Source organism: Thioclava sp. ISO4 (assembly GCF_058105145.1).
Genome location: NZ_CM176571.1, coordinates 3,900,598 through 3,916,920, shown reverse-complemented (window position 1 = coordinate 3,916,920; position 16,323 = coordinate 3,900,598). Strand labels below are relative to the sequence as shown.

General features: G+C 64.4%; 17 protein-coding genes and 1 tRNA gene. 11 read left to right on the top strand and 7 right to left on the bottom strand.

The genetic code is table 11. The annotated features are described in order from the left end of the window. Positions 1 to 14: 14 nt before the first annotated feature. On the bottom strand, positions 15 to 512 hold the full coding sequence (locus AC2TZ7_RS19045; RefSeq protein WP_489865384.1) for a HugZ family pyridoxamine 5'-phosphate oxidase: 498 nt from the start codon (positions 510 to 512) through the stop codon (positions 15 to 17). A gap of 423 nt (positions 513 to 935) precedes the next feature. Here AC2TZ7_RS19045 and acs point away from each other — a divergent pair, with 423 nt between their 5' ends. The 8 genes from acs (at position 936) to AC2TZ7_RS19005 (ending at position 10,636) form a co-directional block, all read left to right on the top strand. Then, positions 936 to 2,903 (top strand): acetate--CoA ligase, encoded by a 1,968-nt coding sequence (gene acs, locus AC2TZ7_RS19040; RefSeq protein ID WP_078569896.1) that lies wholly within the window; start codon positions 936 to 938, stop codon positions 2,901 to 2,903. After that, the gene (locus tag AC2TZ7_RS19035; RefSeq protein ID WP_371326891.1) at positions 2,903 to 3,595 is read left to right on the top strand and encodes an adenylate kinase; all 693 of its coding nucleotides are present in this window, start codon (positions 2,903 to 2,905) and stop codon (positions 3,593 to 3,595) included. The genes acs and AC2TZ7_RS19035 overlap by 1 nt, the downstream gene beginning before the upstream one ends. Positions 3,596 to 3,658: 63 nt before the next feature. Further along, positions 3,659 to 3,916 carry a DUF4212 domain-containing protein gene (locus AC2TZ7_RS19030; RefSeq protein WP_075774060.1) on the top strand — a complete coding sequence of 86 codons (258 nt, stop codon included), beginning with the start codon at positions 3,659 to 3,661 and terminating at the stop codon, positions 3,914 to 3,916. Positions 3,917 to 3,937: 21 nt separating this feature from the next. Continuing rightward, a complete protein-coding gene (locus tag AC2TZ7_RS19025; protein WP_489865383.1) occupies positions 3,938 to 5,677 on the top strand; it encodes a sodium:solute symporter family protein in 1,740 nt (579 codons plus the stop codon). Positions 5,678 to 5,770: 93 nt separating this feature from the next. Further along, positions 5,771 to 7,600, top strand: a complete 1,830-nt coding sequence (locus tag AC2TZ7_RS19020; RefSeq protein ID WP_489865382.1) for a DUF294 nucleotidyltransferase-like domain-containing protein — start codon at positions 5,771 to 5,773, stop codon at positions 7,598 to 7,600. Positions 7,601 to 7,609: 9 nt separating this feature from the next. Further along, complete coding sequence (locus AC2TZ7_RS19015; RefSeq protein ID WP_078548720.1) at positions 7,610 to 8,146, top strand: hypothetical protein; 537 nt, start codon at positions 7,610 to 7,612, stop codon at positions 8,144 to 8,146. A 4-nt stretch (positions 8,147 to 8,150) separates the two neighbouring features. Beyond that, positions 8,151 to 8,540, top strand: a complete 390-nt coding sequence (locus tag AC2TZ7_RS19010) for a response regulator transcription factor (RefSeq protein WP_078548717.1) — start codon at positions 8,151 to 8,153, stop codon at positions 8,538 to 8,540. After that, positions 8,540 to 10,636: a 3'-5' exonuclease gene (locus tag AC2TZ7_RS19005; protein WP_489865381.1), complete on the top strand. Its 2,097-nt coding sequence runs from the start codon at positions 8,540 to 8,542 to the stop codon at positions 10,634 to 10,636. Before AC2TZ7_RS19010 ends, AC2TZ7_RS19005 begins: the two co-directional genes overlap by 1 nt. A 136-nt stretch (positions 10,637 to 10,772) precedes the next feature. On the opposite strand, the gene arsC is transcribed toward AC2TZ7_RS19005, so the two are convergent. From arsC to AC2TZ7_RS18990, 3 genes are read right to left on the bottom strand one after another with little or no spacing between them, the layout of a single operon-like run. Further along, positions 10,773 to 11,102: an arsenate reductase (glutaredoxin) gene (gene arsC, locus AC2TZ7_RS19000; protein WP_489865380.1), complete on the bottom strand. Its 330-nt coding sequence runs from the start codon at positions 11,100 to 11,102 to the stop codon at positions 10,773 to 10,775. Continuing rightward, complete coding sequence (locus tag AC2TZ7_RS18995) at positions 11,093 to 12,145, bottom strand: quinone-dependent dihydroorotate dehydrogenase (RefSeq protein ID WP_489866848.1); 1,053 nt, start codon at positions 12,143 to 12,145, stop codon at positions 11,093 to 11,095. Before AC2TZ7_RS18995 ends, arsC begins: the two co-directional genes overlap by 10 nt. 5 nt (positions 12,146 to 12,150) lie before the next feature. After that, complete coding sequence (locus AC2TZ7_RS18990) at positions 12,151 to 12,489, bottom strand: DUF952 domain-containing protein (RefSeq protein ID WP_078600405.1); 339 nt, start codon at positions 12,487 to 12,489, stop codon at positions 12,151 to 12,153. A 79-nt stretch (positions 12,490 to 12,568) separates the two neighbouring features. Here AC2TZ7_RS18990 and AC2TZ7_RS18985 point away from each other — a divergent pair, with 79 nt between their 5' ends. After that, a complete protein-coding gene (locus tag AC2TZ7_RS18985; protein ID WP_489865379.1) occupies positions 12,569 to 13,237 on the top strand; it encodes an SOS response-associated peptidase in 669 nt (222 codons plus the stop codon). Positions 13,238 to 13,273: 36 nt separating this feature from the next. After that, positions 13,274 to 13,347 (top strand) — tRNA-Gly (locus AC2TZ7_RS18980). A 107-nt stretch (positions 13,348 to 13,454) separates the two neighbouring features. Here AC2TZ7_RS18980 and hemP read toward each other — a convergent pair. The 3 genes from hemP to AC2TZ7_RS18965 form a co-directional block, all read right to left on the bottom strand. Next, a complete protein-coding gene (gene hemP / locus AC2TZ7_RS18975) occupies positions 13,455 to 13,604 on the bottom strand; it encodes a hemin uptake protein HemP (RefSeq protein WP_075774069.1) in 150 nt (49 codons plus the stop codon). Then, entirely contained in the window at positions 13,601 to 13,768 is a 168-nt protein-coding gene (locus AC2TZ7_RS18970) for a hypothetical protein (RefSeq protein WP_158522126.1), read from the bottom strand. Before AC2TZ7_RS18970 ends, hemP begins: the two co-directional genes overlap by 4 nt. 176 nt (positions 13,769 to 13,944) lie before the next feature. Then, positions 13,945 to 14,829, bottom strand: coding sequence for a glycosyltransferase family protein (locus tag AC2TZ7_RS18965; RefSeq protein ID WP_489865378.1), 885 nt, complete (start codon positions 14,827 to 14,829; stop codon positions 13,945 to 13,947). A gap of 151 nt (positions 14,830 to 14,980) precedes the next feature. Here AC2TZ7_RS18965 and miaB point away from each other — a divergent pair, with 151 nt between their 5' ends. After that, a complete protein-coding gene (gene miaB, locus AC2TZ7_RS18960) occupies positions 14,981 to 16,303 on the top strand; it encodes a tRNA (N6-isopentenyl adenosine(37)-C2)-methylthiotransferase MiaB (RefSeq protein ID WP_078542122.1) in 1,323 nt (440 codons plus the stop codon). Positions 16,304 to 16,323 lie beyond the last annotated feature (20 nt).

The following is a 16,323-nucleotide window of genomic DNA, read 5'->3' as shown; positions in this document are numbered from 1 at the left end:
CCCGCGCGCTGTTTTTATGTCAGGTCTGCGGGCGTCAGTCGAAAGGCGCGGCCGAAGCCGCCATTGAGAGCCGCCGAGGTCGCGCGGAGATCGAAGAAGAAGAAATCGGGTAGGTCGATATAGAGCTTCGATTTCGGATGATCCGAGAGCCAGCGCTCGCGCATCGCCGGGAAGGCGGGGGCGTCGCGGTGGATGGCATGCGCTTCGACCTGCAGCGAGAGGCGGGGATGGGTAAGCGGGTCCCCTTTTGCGCCGGGCTCGCCCAGCAGCAACCCGGCCCGGCGGTCCCGGAGCAGGGCCGTCGTATGCGCCGCGAGGCTGGAAACGAAGGTTAACAGCTCTCCCTGGGAGCCGGGGCCGAGGGCGACGCGGGTTACGACCGGCGCGCCTGTATCCGGGTCGAGCGTGCCAAGCGCGCCGAACCGGGCTTCACGGATCAGGCTTTGCGCCAAGGCGCGGGCCTCGGCATCCGTGGGGCGGATCGGGTTGGTGGTTGGCGTCTGCTGCGGCATGGGTGGCTCCTTCAAGGCGGCGCGATGGTAGGGCGCGGGCCTGCGGGCGACAATCGTCGAAGTTATCCACAGGATGCCGTCACGGCAGGCCGCGCACCGAATCATTTTGAGCCTCCGATTCGTCTCGTCGCAGCTGCGGCATGATTTTAACCGTGCGGTCGATTTTCAAATTCAGTTGGGTCCGAGCGGAAACGCTACAGGCAAGCACTTGAATTGGCTCGCCTATTTTCTGCCTCATTTCCGTGCATTTACAGCGTTAGCGCAATCGGTGTCAAAAAATTTACAGAAATATGTAGCGTATAAAGGGGGTTACATGAATCTTAACCTTTGAGTTACAGTGGCGCGGGGTAGAGGGCCTGCACTATCACGCGGGCGACATGCGGACACGCCGTGCCGCAATGCGAAATTGCTGGGAGGAAGCTCATGACTGCGCAAGACAAGGTGACTCAGGTTCCAGAGGTCAAAGAGGTCCCGCCGGGCTTCGAGAACGCCCATGCCGACGCCGCGAAATATCGCGAGATGTATCAGGAATCGATCACCGATCCGGAGAAGTTCTGGGGCCGCGAGGGCAAGCGCCTCGACTGGATCACGCCGTATACCAAGGTGAAGAACACCGATTTCACCTTCGGCCATGTCGATATCAAATGGTTCGAGGACGGCGTGCTGAACGCCAGCGTCAACTGTATCGACCGTCACCTCGCCACGCGCGGCGACCAGACCGCGATCATCTTCGAGCCCGACGATCCGGAAACCCCGGCGCAGCACATCACCTATAAGGAGCTGTCCGAGAAGGTGAACCGCTTCGCCAACGTGCTTTCGAGCCAGGGCGTGATGCGCGGCGACCGCGTCGTGATCTATCTGCCGATGATCCCGGAAGCGGCTTACGCGATGCTCGCCTGTGCGCGCATCGGCGCGATCCACTCGATCGTCTTCGCGGGCTTCTCGCCCGACGCGCTGGCCAACCGGGTCAACGACTCGGGCGCCAAGGTCGTCATCACCGCCGACACCGCCCCGCGCGGTGGCCGCCGCACGCCGCTCAAGGCGAATGCCGACGCGGCGCTGCTGCACTGCTCGGACAAGGTGCGCTGCCTCGTCGTGAAACATACCGGCGACCAGACCTCGTGGATCGACGGTCGCGATGTCGACGTGAAGGCGATGATGGAGAACGTCTCGCCCGAATGTCCGCCGCGTCCGATGAATGCGGAAGATCCGCTGTTCATCCTTTACACCTCGGGTTCGACCGGCAAGCCGAAGGGCGTGGTGCATACCACCGGCGGTTATCTCGTCTACGCCGCGATGACGATGCAATACACGTTCGACTACCATGACGGCGACGTGTTCTGGTGCACCGCCGATGTGGGCTGGGTCACCGGCCACAGCTACATCGTCTACGGGCCGCTCGCGAATGGCGCGACCACGATCATGTTCGAAGGCGTGCCGACCTATCCGGATGCGGGCCGGTTCTGGGCCGTGTGCGAAAAGCACAAGGTCAACCAGTTCTACACCGCGCCCACCGCGATCCGCTCGCTGATGGGCCAAGGGCCGGAATGGGTCGAGAAATACGACCTGTCCGATCTCAAGGTGCTGGGCTCGGTCGGTGAGCCGATCAACCCCGAAGCCTGGGCCTGGTACGACAAATACGTCGGAAAGGGCAAATGCCCGATCGTCGACACGTTCTGGCAGACCGAGACCGGCGGCCACATGCTGACCCCGCTTCCGGGCGCCACGCCCACGAAGCCCGGCTCGGCGACCCGTCCGTTCTTCGGTGTGAAGCCGGTCGTGCTCGACCCGCAGACCGCGGTGAAGCAGGACGAGACCGAGACCGAAGGCGTGCTCTGCATCTCGGACAGCTGGCCGGGCCAGATGCGCACCATCTGGGGCGACCACGAGCGTTTCCAGGAGACCTATTTCAGCCAGTACAAGGGCTATTACTTCACCGGTGACGGCTGCCGCCGCGACAGCGACGGCTACTACTGGATCACCGGCCGCGTCGATGACGTGATCAACGTCTCGGGTCACCGCATGGGTACGGCGGAAGTCGAATCCGCGCTGGTCGCGCATCAGGCCGTGGCCGAGGCCGCCGTTGTGGGCTACCCGCACGAGCTGAAGGGTCAGGGTATCTACGCCTATGTCACGCTGATGAACGATGTCGAACCCTCCGACGAGCTGCGCAAGGAGCTCGAGAAGTGGGTCCGCACCGAGATCGGTCCGATCGCCAAGCCCGATATCATCCAATGGGCGCCGGGCCTGCCGAAGACCCGTTCGGGCAAGATCATGCGCCGCATTCTGCGCAAGATCGCCGAGAACGATTTCGGCAGCCTTGGGGACACCTCGACGCTGGCCGATCCGTCGGTCGTCGATGATCTGATCGAAAATCGCGGGAACAAATGATGTCGGACAGCACGACCATGACGCAGACCAAGCCTGCCGTTCTTATCCTTCTCGGCCCTCCGGGTGCGGGCAAGGGCACGCAGGCGCGGATGCTCGAAGAGACCTTCGGCCTCGTGCAGCTCTCGACGGGCGATCTTCTGCGGGCCGCGGTGTCTCAGGGCACCGAGGCCGGTCTCGCCGCGAAAGCGGTGATGGAGGAGGGCGGTCTCGTCTCGGACGAGATCGTTCTGGCGATCTTGCAAGATCGCATGGCTGAACCGGATGTTGCGAAAGGGGTGATCCTCGACGGGTTCCCGCGCACCGCCGGTCAGGCTGCGGCGCTCGACGGTCTTCTGGAGGAGAATGGCCAGTCTGTGACCGCAGCGATCAGCCTGGAGGTCGATGACGAGGCGATGATCGCCCGCGTCGCCGGCCGATACACCTGCGCCAAATGCGGCGAAGGTTATCACGACGAGTTCAAACAGCCCGAAGTTGCGGGTGTTTGCGACAAATGCGGCGGCACGGAATTCAAACGCCGGGCCGACGACAATGCCGAGACGGCGCGCGCGAGGCTGGAGGCCTACCACGCGCAAACGGCACCGCTGATCGCCCATTACAAGGCGCTCGGTGTTCTCGAGGAGATCGACGCGATGGGCTCCATCGACGAGATCGCCTCGGGCCTTGGGTCGATCGTAAAGCGCGTCTCGGCCTGAATTTTGGGGAGGGGCGGGCCCATGAGGGGCCCGTCTGGAGAGAAACTAAAGGGAGTTAGTCTCATGGCGGACAAATCCTCGTCCAACGCCTATTGGAAGGCGAATATCCGGACCATCCAGATTTCTCTGGTGATCTGGTTCATCGTGTCCTTCGGCTTCGGCATCCTGCTGCGCCCGATGCTGGCAGGCATCAAAATTGGTGGCACTGATCTTGGCTTCTGGTTCGCCCAGCAAGGTTCGATCCTCGTGTTCCTGGTGCTCATCTTCACCTATGCGTGGCGGATGAACAAACTGGACCGCGAGCACGGCGTCGAAGAATAATCTCAGGGAGGAGAGAGGGACATGGATCAGTTTACCCTCAACCTGCTGGTGGTCGGCGCGACTTTCGTGCTCTACATCGGCATCGCGATCTGGGCCCGCGCGGGTTCCACGTCGGAATTCTACGCCGCGGGTCGCGGCGTTCACCCGGTCGTCAACGGTATGGCTACGGGCGCTGACTGGATGTCGGCCGCGTCGTTCATCTCGATGGCTGGCCTCATCGCCTTCGGCGGCTACGACACCTCGGTCTACCTGATGGGCTGGACCGGTGGCTACGTGCTTCTGGCCATGCTGCTTGCGCCCTATCTGCGCAAGTTCGGCAAGTTCACCGTGCCGGAATTCATCGGCGACCGTTTCTATTCGCAAACCGCGCGCACCGTGGCCGTTATCTGCCTCATCGTTGCGTCGATCACCTACGTTATCGGTCAGATGACCGGTGTGGGCGTTGCGTTCTCGCGCTTCCTCGAAGTGGACAACACCACCGGCCTGTTCATCGGCGCGGCGATCGTGTTCCTCTACGCGGTTCTGGGCGGCATGAAGGGCATCACCTACACGCAGGTGGCTCAGTACGTCGTGCTGATCATCGCCTACACCATCCCGGCGATCTTCATCTCGCTGCAGCTGACCGGCAACCCGATCCCGGGTCTCGGCCTGTTCTCGAACGACGTCAACACCGGCGCGCCGATCCTGTCGACGCTGAACGACACCGTCGAGGCACTGGGCTTCAAGTCCTACACGGGTCAGCATGACACCACGCTGAACATGTTCCTGTTCACCATGACGCTGATGATCGGTACCGCCGGTCTGCCCCACGTCATCGTGCGCTTCTTCACCGTTCCGAAGGTCGCCGACGCGCGTTCCTCGGCGGGCTGGGCGCTGGTGTTCATCGCGCTTCTCTACCTGACCGCTCCGGCTGTGGGTGCAATGGCGCGTCTGAACCTCGTTTCGACCTTCTACCCGAATGGCGTGACCGAGCCGGCCGTGGAAATGACTGCGATCGAGAACGACCAGAACCTCGCTTGGGTGCGTAACTGGGCCCAGACCGGTCTTCTGTCCTTCGACGACAAGAACGGCGACGGCCGCATCGAGTACAATGCGAGCGACGCGAACGAACTGACCGTGAACCGCGACATCATCACGCTCGCCAACCCCGAGATCGCCAACCTGCCGGGTTGGGTGATCGCGCTGGTGGCGGCCGGTGGTCTGGCTGCGGCTCTGTCGACGGCGGCTGGTCTTCTGATGGCGATCTCGTCGGCGGTCTCGCACGACCTGATCAAGTCGCAGATCAACCCGGGCATCTCGGAAAAAGGCGAGCTTCTGGCCGCCCGTATCTCGATGGCCGTGGCGATCGTTGTGGCGACCTATCTGGGTCTGAACCCGCCCGGCTTCGCGGCACAGACGGTGGCTCTGGCCTTCGGTCTGGCAGCGTCGTCGATCTTCCCGGCACTGATGATGGGCATCTTCACGAAGCGCATCAACAACACCGGGGCTGTTGCAGGTATGCTCACGGGTCTCGCGACCACGCTGATCTACATCTTCCTGCACAAGGGCTGGTTCTTCATCCCGGGCACCAACACCTTCACGGATGCCCAGCCGATGATCCTCTCGATCAAGTCGACCTCCTTCGGGGTTATCGGCGCGGTCCTGAACTTCATCGTGGCCTACTTCGTGTCGAACGCGACCAAGGAGACCCCGGAAGATATCCAGGAGCTCGTCGAGTCGATCCGCGTGCCGAAAGGCGCCGGTGCGGCGACCGACCACTGAAACAGCGGCGCGGGACGGGGGTAACCTCGTCCCGACCTCTGAATCTTCGGCAGGCGCCCCTCGGGGCGCCGCCACCACCCAAAGGACAAGATCATGGCCGCCGATCTGACCCCGATCCTCGCATTTCTCGAAGGCGTCCACCCTTACGACAATCTGTCGCGCAACGAGCTGGAGCATGTCGCCAGTTCCTTCCGCCGCAGAGAATTGCCCGCGAATGAGACCGTCTATTCCTATCGCGAGCCGCTCAAGGGCATCTACCTGATCAAGCGCGGAGCGGTCGAAGTGACCGATCAGAACGGGGCGCTGGTCTCGATCCTCGGCGCGCGCAACACCTTTGGCGAGCGCGGGCTGATGCGCGACGGTCTGGCCGCGACCACCGCGCGTACGACCGCCGAGACCGTGCTGCTGGAACTGCCTGTCGAAGAGTTCCGCGAGCTGTCGCAAAACGCCCCCGCCTTCGCGCGCTTCTTCAACCGGGTGCGCGGCGGCGAGACCCGCACCAATTCCATCGCGACGATGAAGATCGCCGATCTTCTGGCGCAGGAGCCGATGGGCTGCGCGCCCGAGACCACCGTCACCGAGGCTGCGCGGCAGATGCGCGATGCGCATATTTCCTCGCTTGGCGTGACCGATGGCGAGGGTGGACTGTTGGGCATCGTCACGGTGCGCGATCTTTCGAACAAGGTTCTGGCCGAAGGCCGCGCGCCCGATACGCCCGTGGGCGAGGTGATGACCCCCGATCCGGTGACGCTGACCCCCGAAGGGCTGGGCACCGACCTTCTGCATGTCATGCTGGAAAAGCGCGTCGGTCACCTGCCGATCACCGATCGCGGGCGCTTCGTGGGCATGATCACCCAGACCGATCTGACGCGGTTTCAGGCGGTCAGCTCGGCCGTGCTGATCCGCGATGTGGCGGGCGCCGAGACCGTGCCGGAAATGGCTGCCGTCACCGCGCGCATCCCGCAGCTTCTGGTGCAGCTCGTGGGCGGGCATCACGCGCATGAGGTCATCACCCGGCTGATCACCGATATCGCCGATGCGGTCACGCGCCGCCTGCTGAAGATGGCCGAGGAGGCGCTGGGGCCGCCGCCGGTGCCCTATCTGTGGCTGGCCTGCGGCTCGCAGGGGCGCCAGGAGCAGACTGGGGTGTCCGATCAGGACAACTGTCTGATCCTCGATGACGCCGTGACCGAGGCGGATATGGAGTATTTCCGCCAGCTCGCGAAGATCGTCTCGGACGGGCTGGATGCTTGCGGCTACGTCTATTGCCCGGGCGACATGATGGCGACGAACCCGCGCTGGTGTCAGCCGGTCCGCGTCTGGCGGGACTATTTCGAGGGCTGGATCGCCAAACCCAACCCGGAGGCGCAGATGCTCGCCTCGGTGATGTTCGATCTGCGCGCGATCGGCGGCAACGGGGCGGGGCTGTTCCAGCAGCTGCAGGAAGAGACCTTGGCGAAGGCGTCGAAGAACTCGATCTTCGTCGCCCATATGATCGCCAACAGCCTCAAGCATCATCCGCCGCTGGGCCTGATCCGGGGCTTCGCCACGATCCGCTCGGGCGAGCATCGCAACCATATCGACATGAAGCATAACGGCGTGGTCCCGGTGACCGATCTGGCCCGCATCTATGCGCTTCAGGGCCGCCTGCCCGAAGTGAATACCCGCGCCCGTCTGATCGAGGCCGAACATGCCGGCGTGCTGAGCCATTCCGGCGCGCGCGATCTGGTCGAGGCCTATGACCTGATCGCGTCGATGCGGCTGGAGAACCAGGCGCATCTGGCCCGCTCGGGGCGCAAACCTGACAATTATCTCGCACCGTCGGACCTGTCCGATTTCGAACGCTCCCATTTGCGGGATGCGTTCGTCGTGGTGCGGACCATGCAATCGGCCGCCGGACATGGCAAAGGCGCGATGAGCTGAGGAGAGCTTATGACGAACGATTACATCTCGACCCTTGCTGCCGGCGCGCTTGCCGCTCTCGTGGTCTTCCTGCTCTCTCATCTGAGCAAGAAGTTCCGCGGCGAGAAGCTGCCGAAATGGGTGATGCCCGCAGCGGTCGGGGCGGCGCTGATCGGCTACACGGTCTGGAGCGAGTATTCGTGGTATCCCAAGATGCGCGCGGACATGCCCGACACGGTCGTCGTCTTGCAGAAGATTGATGAGAGCGTCGGCTGGCGGCCCTGGACCTATCTTGTGCCGATGGTCACCCGCTTCATGGCGGTCGATGCGGGCAAGGTGGAGCATCCGGTGGCGGGCAAGCCGGAGCTGGCCGAGACCGATCTGCTGCTGATCGGGCGCTGGCAGAATTTGCAGACGGTGCCGACGGTCTATGACTGCAAGACCGACAGCCGCGCCGATCTGGTGAACGGGGCCACGCTGACGAAAGACGGAGAGCTGTCGGGCGGCGGCTGGCTGAAACTCACGCCCGACGACCCGGGGCTGAAAGCGGTATGCGCAGGAGGATGAGACCATGCCGGGGGGGAGGAAACATCGCGTCCTGATCGTGGAGGATGAGGACAATATCGCCATCGCGCTCGACTATCTGATGAGCCGCGAGGGGTTCGACCATGACCGGATCGATACCGGACGCGGCGCGCTGGAGAAAATCCGCGAGACCCGCCCCGATCTGGTGCTGCTAGACGTGATGCTGCCCGAGGTCTCGGGCTACGAGATCTGCGAAGGCGTGCGCGCCGACAAGGGGCTCGGCGATGTGAAGATCCTGATGATGACCGCGCGCGGCTCGGCGATGGAGCGCCGCAAGGGCCTCGCGCTCGGCGCTGACGGTTTCATCGCCAAACCCTTCGAGCTGCGCGAATTGCGCGAGGAGGTTCACCGCATCCTCGACGGGGAGACGGCCTGATGGATCTCACCCGGCTTTCCCTGCGCACCCGGGTGTTTCTGTTCTTCGCCGCCTTGGCGCTCGGCAATCTGGTGGCGCTGGTGGCGGGGCTGTGGTTCGGCTTCACCCGGCTCGGCGACCCTGAGCTTCTGAATGCGATGGTGATCGGCGGCGCGGTTGCGGGCTTCGTGATCCTCGGGCTGATCGCGTGGATCTGGTTTCTGTTCGACGAGAACGTGGCCAAGCCGATCGAGCGGCTCTCGGGGATGCTGCGCGCCCGCACCACGGCCGAGATCGAGGGCGATATGGACGCCGATATCGCGCGTTATCTGGGCGATCTGGCGCCTGCTGCGGCCTCGGTCACGCGTCACCTGTCGGAGACCCGCAACGCCCTGACTGAAGCCGTGCAGCGCGAGACGACGCGGCTCGCGCAGGAAAAGGAGCGGCTCGAGGCGCTCTTGTCGGATGTGCCGGTGGGCGTGCTGCTCTGCACCGCCGATCATCAGCTGGCCTTCTATAACGGGCAGGCGGTGGAGCTTCTGGGCTCTGCCCATGCGCCGGGGCTGGATCGGCGCGTCTTCGACTATCTCAACCAGCCGCCCATCGCCCATGCCTATGACCGGCTTCTCGCCACTGAAGACCCGGATGCGGCCTCGGACCTGCTCTGTTCGACCAAGGCCGAGGGCCGGGTGCTCGCCGCCCGGATGCGGCTTTTGTCGGAGGGCGAGGATCACCACCTGAGCGCGCGCCCGGGCTATGTGCTGACGCTGCGCGATGTCTCGGGCGACATGGCCTCTCATGCGCAGCGCGAGCAGTTGATGGATGAGCTGTTCGACCGCATCCGCCGCCCTGCCGCAGCCCTGCAATCGCTGATCGGGGTGCTGACCGCCGATGACGGCCCCGCGCCGGGCCCCGAGCGCGACCGGGTGCGCGAGGCGGCAAATTCCGAGGCGCATCACCTTTCCGCCGCGATCCATGAATTCTTCGAGCGCCACGAGGCCAACCGCGCCGATTGGTGGCCGCTCGCGATGATCCGCGCCTCCGATCTGGGGCAGGCGGTGGCCGCGCGGGTGGCCGCCGAGGGCGGGGCGATCCTGCCGGTGACCGCAGGGCTGATGCTACGCTGCGAGGGCTTCGAAATGGTGGCTCTGTTGGCGGGCTTGGTGCGCAAGCTGACGGGGCGCCGCGACTTCCGGCTGGAGATCACCGAGGACGGCCCCGGCGCGCTGATCGCGCTGGAATGGGAAGGCGCGCCGGTGCCTATCGCGGAGCTGGAGGGTTGGCTCGAGCAGCCGCTCGATGTCGGGCTGGAGGACGTCACCGGGCATCGCGTGTTGACCACCCATGCCGCCGAAATCTGGCCCGAGAAGCTGGGCGACACGCGTGCGCGGCTCTGCATCCCGCTGCGCGAGGCGCGCCATGTCACCAAGCGCCCGAAGCCGGTGCCGCGCGCGGTGGTCTATGATTTCGACCTGCTCTCGCGCGAGCGCGTGGCCGAAATCGCCGCCACGCCGCTGACCGATCTGACCTATGTCGTCTTCGACACCGAAACGACGGGCCTGCTGCCCACCGAGGGCGACGAGATCGTGCAGATCGCCGCCGTGCGCATCGTCAACGGTCGGCGGATCGATACCGAGGTCTTCGACACGCTCGTCGATCCCAAGCGCCCGATCCCGCCCGGCTCGACCGAGGTGCACGGCATCTCGAACGCGATGGTCGAAGGCGCGCCCGACATCGCGCAGGTGGGGCGCGATTTCCACCGCTTCGCCGAGGGCGCGGTGCTGATCGCGCATAACGCGCCTTTCGACATGGAATTCCTGCATCGCAAGGAGGTGGCGATCGGCGCGCGGTTCGATCACCCGATCCTCGACACGGTGCTGCTGTCGGCGGTGGTGTTCGGGCAGTCGGAGAGCCACACGCTCGACGCGCTGACCCACCGCCTCGGCATCACCATCCCCGAGGAAGCGCGCCACACCGCGATCGGCGACACGGTCGCGACGGCGGATGCCTTCCTGAAGATGCTGCCTGCGCTTCAGGCGCGGGGGTTGCGGACTTTCGGCGAATTGGTGGCCGAACTGCGCAAACACGGGCGGCTGATCAAGGATCTGAACGGGTAGGGGGCGCTGCCCCCATCTCCTCCGGAGATTCCCCCGGGATATTTGGGCCAAGGCGAAGCGGCTGTTTTGCTTCTCCTTGATTGAAATATCCCGGGGTGAATTCGGCGGAGCCGAAGAGGGGCAGCGCCCCTCAACCTTAAAGGATTTCGAGAACCGTCTCGGGTGGGCGACCGATGCGGGCCGCCGTGTCCGTCAGCACGAGCGGGCGTTCGATCAGCTTCGGATTGGCGCTCAGCGCCGCGAGGATTTCATTCTCATCGGCGTCTTTCGGCAGATCCGTATCCTTCCAGCGGATCATCGCGGCGGCGGGCTGTCCGAGTTTCATCAGCGCGTCCTGCAGCTCGGCCATGGTTGGCGGCGCTTTCTGGTAGTCGCGCACTTCGGGCGTGATCCCGCGGGTTTCGAGCAGCTTCAGCGTCTCGCGCGACTTCGAGCAGCGCGGATTGTGCCAGATCGTTACAGCCATTTGTCCCTCCCGGTGCCGATTGCCTCGGAAACGCTGGCGAAGCCGTCGCGTTCCAGAAGCCGATCGAGGCCGCGCGCGATATCTGCCGCGAGCGAGAGGCCCGCGAAGACCATTGCGGTATAGAGCTGCACCGCCGAGGCGCCTGCGCGGATTTTCTCGTAGGCCTGCTCGGCAGAGCCCACGCCGCCCACGCCGATCAGCGGCAGCGCGCCCGCGGTATGCTGCGAGAGCTGCGCCAGAACGCGGGTCGATTTCTCGAACAGGGGCGCGCCGGAGAGGCCGCCCTGATCGGAGGGGTTGGGCGAGGTCAGCCCCTCGCGCGAAAGCGTCGTATTGGTCGCGATGATCCCGTCGATCCCGCTTTCCAGCGCGACCTCGGCGATCTCGGCCAGTTCCTCGGCGCTCAGATCGGGGGCGATTTTCAGGAAGACCGGAATGCGCCGCGCAAGGGTGTCGCGGGTCTCGATCACGCCTGCCAGCAGCGCCGACAGCGCGGCTTTGCCCTGCAGATCGCGCAGCTTCTCGGTGTTGGGCGAGGAGACGTTGACCGTCGCGAAATCGAGATGCGGTCCGGCATGGGCCAGCACGGTCGCGAAATCTTTCGCGCGGTCGGCGGCATCCTTATTGGCCCCGAGGTTGAGGCCCACCGGAATACCTTGCGGGCGCTGTGCCAGCCGCTCGGTGATCGGTCCCATGCCCTGATTGTTGAAGCCGAAGCGATTGATCGCGGCGCGGTCGGCGGGCAGACGCCAGAGGCGCGGCGGCAGGTTGCCTTCCTGCGGGCGCGGGGTGGCAGCGCCCACTTCAATGAAGCCGAAGCCCGCGCGCATCAGCTGCGGTACGGCCTCTGCGTTCTTGTCGAAGCCCGCCGCAAGGCCCACCGGATTGAGAAGCGACATCCCCGCCAGATCGGTCTTCAGCCGCGGCGAGGTGATCGGGCCGGGCAGCGGCGCGAGCCCCATCCGCAGCGCGCGCAGCGAGAGCCCATGCGCCTTTTCCGGGTCGATCTTGTGAAAAACCGCGAGGCCCGCGCGCTCGATCAGGGTGGTCACGACATTTCCTTCGGGAAGATATGGCCCGCAGCGCCGAGGGGCAGGGCGTGGTCCCAGACGACTTCGCTGAGATGCAGCGGGCGGTAGAGATGCGGGAAGAGCTGATCGCGGCGCGAGGGCTCCCATTTCAGATCTGCACCCATCGCGGTGGAGTCGAAGGCGACCAGCACCAGATCGGATTCGCCCGCGAAATGTTTCGCAGCCGTTTCGACGACCTGATCGGCGGTGGAGAAATGGATATAGCCGTCCGCGAGGTCGACCGGCGCGCCGAGCGTGTGCCCGGCTTCGCGAAATGCATCCCATTCGGGGCGGCGGAGGATTTTGTAAATCAACATGGCTTTCCCTTGCCCGAAAACGCGCCGTTCGGTCAAGCGTGGGGCTTGCGCAGGACGCGTGGCGGCATAGCTTTGTGCCATGTGCGGACGTATGGCGAACACTCTTCCCGTCGATGCGATGGCGCGTCTGTTCAAGGCGGTGCCCGGGAATGACGTGCCGGGTGGCGAGCGGTTCAACATCTGCCCGACCCAGAGCCTGCCGGTCTGTGTCTCCGGCGAGGGGCAGCGGCAGTTGCGGGCGATGCGCTGGGGTTTCATCCCGCATTGGTACAAGACGCCGACGGACGGGCCTTTGCTGATCAATGCGCGGTCCGAGACCGTGGCGGAAAAGCCTGCCTTCCGCGCGGCGATCCGGTCGCGGCGCTGCCTGATCCCGGCGGACGGGTTTTATGAATGGCATCGAGAGGGTGAGGCGAAGCTGCCTTTCTACGTCTCACGCAAGGACGGCGCGCCGATGGTGTTTGGCGGGCTCTGGCAGGATTGGGAGAAGGGCGGCGAGTTGCTGACCACCTGCGCCATCGTGACCTTGCCGGCGGGGCCAACGCTCGCTCCGATTCATCACCGCGAGCCGTTGGTCCTTGAGGAGGCGGATTGGGCGAAATGGCTGGGCGAGGAAGGCCATGGCGCGGCGACCCTGATGCAGCCGAGGCCCGAGGGCATATTGCAGGCGTGGCGTGTGGGCCAAGAGGTCAATTCTAACCGCGCCTCGGGGCCGGGTTTGCGCGAACCGCTTGCCGATCCCGCTTGAATGGTGCGGCGTGGACCGCTAAGGAGAGGCCAGAGCGCGGGTGTAGCTCAATGGTAGAGCCGCAGCCTTCCAAGCTGAAGACGTGGGTTCGATTCCCATCACCCGCTCCATTTCCCCAAAATCACAGCGATACGCATCTACGAGACGAAAAAAACCGCCCGAGGGACGATCGGGCGGCTTCAGACGTTCGGGATCTGTGGGTGGCGCAGGACTGCGCTCATTTGGTCAGGATCAGCTTGCCCGCCTTCGTGATGCGCAGCGTATAGACCTGACCGTCCAGCACGATATGGGCGAGGTTGCCCTTGCCGGTCAGCACCTCTGCGTCATGGACAGGCAGGGCGTTGGCAAAGCTCTCATTGATGCTCATCTGCGGCCTCCCTCGATCCGGTCGAGCGTCGCTTCGAGCGCGCTCTGGCCCGGGGGGAAGCCGCTGCACAGCGCCTCGACGATGTCGCGCAGGCTCAGCGGCGGATCGATATCAACATGCGTGTCGGCCCGGTATCGGGGGCCGGGGGAAGAGGGGCGTTTCATCTCCGGTCTCCATCTCGCGAAAACGGCTCGTCGGGGATCGACTGGCTGATGAAAATAACCTGAGTGAAATGATCGGGAATGTAAAGGTGATTCTTTTACTAAGGAATTGCACAGATGGCCCTGCATCTGTGCAGACATAGTTCGGGAACCGAAGGGGGATCGGTTGGCGGGGCGGATCAGAACCACTGGCCGGGTTCGATCAGACCCAGATCCATGAGCTGCTGGCTCGACCAGTTGAAGCGTTCGGAATTGACCCAGGTGAAGCTGTGCACATCGTAGGTCGATCCGGGATTGAACTTCAGCGCTTTCGCGACCCGGAACGAGGCGGTGGCACAGGTCAGGTTATGGTGCCACGGGCAGGAATAGGTGTTGTATTCCTCGTCGTTGAACGTGTGATCGGGGCGCAGTTTCAGGCCGGACTTGGCGCGGAACAGCGCGATCCGGTCGATCTTGCGGCGCTGGGCGGGGACATGCTCCTCGAAGCGCCAGCGCAGCCCGCCGAAGAAATCCAGCTGCCGCTCTTTCGGGTGGTCGTGGTTCTCGGGATCGAGCCGGGCCAGCGCGTAATAGCCAGCCTTGTCGAACATCGAGTTCTCGGTATCGACGCCGTTCGGATGCGCCTCGAGATCGCCGGTATAGAGGTCGATCACATAGCTCAGCATCGCCGCGCGGCGTTCTTCGGTATGAAAGCTCAGAACCTCGCCGATCGAGCGGCTCTCGCAGAAGGGGAAGAACAGGTATTCCGCGTTGAAGCAGTAATAGAGCCACGTTCCCGCGGGTACTGCGGCGATGATCGGGTTGATCGCGAGGGGGGCGGCGTCGCGGCGGTTCAGCTCGAAATCGATGCGGTAGATTTTCGTCGGGCTGTCGGCGGCCAGATCGTCCGGCAGGTCCATCGCGGCATGGCCCAGAACCAGCAGCACCGGAAACCCGAGGTTGATATGGTGGCGGATCGTGCTCTCCAGCTCGACCCCGTCCTCCGCGAGGATCACGCCGACCGGGCCTTTGGACAGCGCCGCACTCTGGCGGGTGAGAAAATCGATCAGCGAGGAATATTTCATGCCCGATGCAGCCCTTTCGCGGGGTCTTCGGCCGCAGGATCGGGGAAGGCCCGCATGAAATCAAGCCTTTACGGCCCGCGCCATGCGCGACCTTGCGGGAAAGGGTGATTTGGCTGTATCAGGCCCGCTGGAAAGACGCGCGAGGATTGGCATGAGCGACGCTCCGAAAAAGCTGCATATCAAAACCTATGGCTGTCAGATGAACGTCTATGACAGCGAGCGCATGGCCGAGGCCATGGGCGCCAAGGGCTATGAGCTGACCGACGATGTGGGTGCGGCCGATATGGTGCTGCTCAACACCTGCCATATCCGCGAGAAAGCGGCCGAGAAGGTCTATTCCGATCTGGGCCGTCTGCGTCCGTTCAAGGAGGCCAAGCCCGACCTGAAGATCGGTGTCGCGGGCTGTGTCGCGCAGGCCGAGGGCGACGAGATCCTGCGCCGCTCGGATCTGGTGGATCTGGTCGTCGGCTCGCAAAGCTATCACAAGCTGCCCGAACTGGTCGCGCGGACCGATAATGGCGCGCGCCCCGTCGAGACCGAGTTCCCGCTGGAAGACAAGTTCGACCATCTGCCCGCGCGGCCCGTGCAGGCGCGCCCGACGGCGTTCCTGACGGTGCAGGAAGGCTGCGACAAGTTCTGTGCCTTCTGCGTGGTGCCGTATACGCGCGGGGCCGAGATCTCGCGCCCGGCCGACAAGATCCTGCGCGAGGCGCAGGCGCTGGTGGAGAAAGGCGTGCGCGAGATCACGCTGCTGGGTCAGAACGTCAACGCCTATCACGGGGAAGGTGAGGGCGGTGACTGGTCGCTCGCGCGGCTGGCCCGGTCGCTCGCCAAGATCGATGGGCTGGAGCGCATCCGCTACACCACCTCGCACCCGAACGACATGGAAGACGATCTGATCGCGGCCCATGGCGACGAGCCGAAGCTGATGCCCTATCTGCATCTGCCGGTGCAATCGGGCTCGGACAAGATCCTCAAGGCAATGAACCGCAAGCATACGGCGGAGAGCTATATCCGCCTGATCGAGCGCATCCGCGCCGCGCGCCCCGACATCGTGATCTCGGGCGATTTCATCGTGGGTTTCCCCGGCGAGACCGATCAGGATTTCGAGGACACGATGGCGCTGATCCGCGAGGTCAATTACGGCATGGCCTATTCGTTCAAATACTCGCCGCGCCCGGGCACGCCCGCCGCGGGCGCGAAGGGCGCGGTGCCGGCCGAGGTCGCCGATGCGCGGCTGCAGGAGCTTCAGGCGCTTCTGACTTCGCAACAGCGGGCCTGTCAGGAGAGCATGATCGGGCGCGAAGTGAACGTGCTTTTTGAGAAGCCCGGGCGGCTGGACGGCCAGTGGGTCGGTAAGTCCGATTACCTGCAGGCGGTCCATGTCTCGGGCGAAGGGCTTGGCCCCGGCGTTCTGGCGAAGGTGCGGATTACCGGCACGGCGCCGAATTCGCTGGCGGGCGAGTTGATCTGAGCTCTCGCCGCGTCGACGTC

Coding starts and splice junctions, on each gene's coding strand:
- AC2TZ7_RS19045 (WP_489865384.1), bottom strand. CDS start 512: ATGCCGCAGCAGACGCCAACCACCAACCCGATCCGCCCCACGGATGCC.
- acs (WP_078569896.1), top strand. CDS start 936: ATGACTGCGCAAGACAAGGTGACTCAGGTTCCAGAGGTCAAAGAGGTC.
- AC2TZ7_RS19035 (WP_371326891.1), top strand. CDS start 2,903: ATGTCGGACAGCACGACCATGACGCAGACCAAGCCTGCCGTTCTTATC.
- AC2TZ7_RS19030 (WP_075774060.1), top strand. CDS start 3,659: ATGGCGGACAAATCCTCGTCCAACGCCTATTGGAAGGCGAATATCCGG.
- AC2TZ7_RS19025 (WP_489865383.1), top strand. CDS start 3,938: ATGGATCAGTTTACCCTCAACCTGCTGGTGGTCGGCGCGACTTTCGTG.
- AC2TZ7_RS19020 (WP_489865382.1), top strand. CDS start 5,771: ATGGCCGCCGATCTGACCCCGATCCTCGCATTTCTCGAAGGCGTCCAC.
- AC2TZ7_RS19015 (WP_078548720.1), top strand. CDS start 7,610: ATGACGAACGATTACATCTCGACCCTTGCTGCCGGCGCGCTTGCCGCT.
- AC2TZ7_RS19010 (WP_078548717.1), top strand. CDS start 8,151: ATGCCGGGGGGGAGGAAACATCGCGTCCTGATCGTGGAGGATGAGGAC.
- AC2TZ7_RS19005 (WP_489865381.1), top strand. CDS start 8,540: ATGGATCTCACCCGGCTTTCCCTGCGCACCCGGGTGTTTCTGTTCTTC.
- arsC (WP_489865380.1), bottom strand. CDS start 11,102: ATGGCTGTAACGATCTGGCACAATCCGCGCTGCTCGAAGTCGCGCGAG.
- AC2TZ7_RS18990 (WP_078600405.1), bottom strand. CDS start 12,489: ATGTTGATTTACAAAATCCTCCGCCGCCCCGAATGGGATGCATTTCGC.
- AC2TZ7_RS18985 (WP_489865379.1), top strand. CDS start 12,569: ATGTGCGGACGTATGGCGAACACTCTTCCCGTCGATGCGATGGCGCGT.
- hemP (WP_075774069.1), bottom strand. CDS start 13,604: ATGAGCATCAATGAGAGCTTTGCCAACGCCCTGCCTGTCCATGACGCA.
- AC2TZ7_RS18970 (WP_158522126.1), bottom strand. CDS start 13,768: ATGAAACGCCCCTCTTCCCCCGGCCCCCGATACCGGGCCGACACGCAT.
- AC2TZ7_RS18965 (WP_489865378.1), bottom strand. CDS start 14,829: ATGAAATATTCCTCGCTGATCGATTTTCTCACCCGCCAGAGTGCGGCG.
- miaB (WP_078542122.1), top strand. CDS start 14,981: ATGAGCGACGCTCCGAAAAAGCTGCATATCAAAACCTATGGCTGTCAG.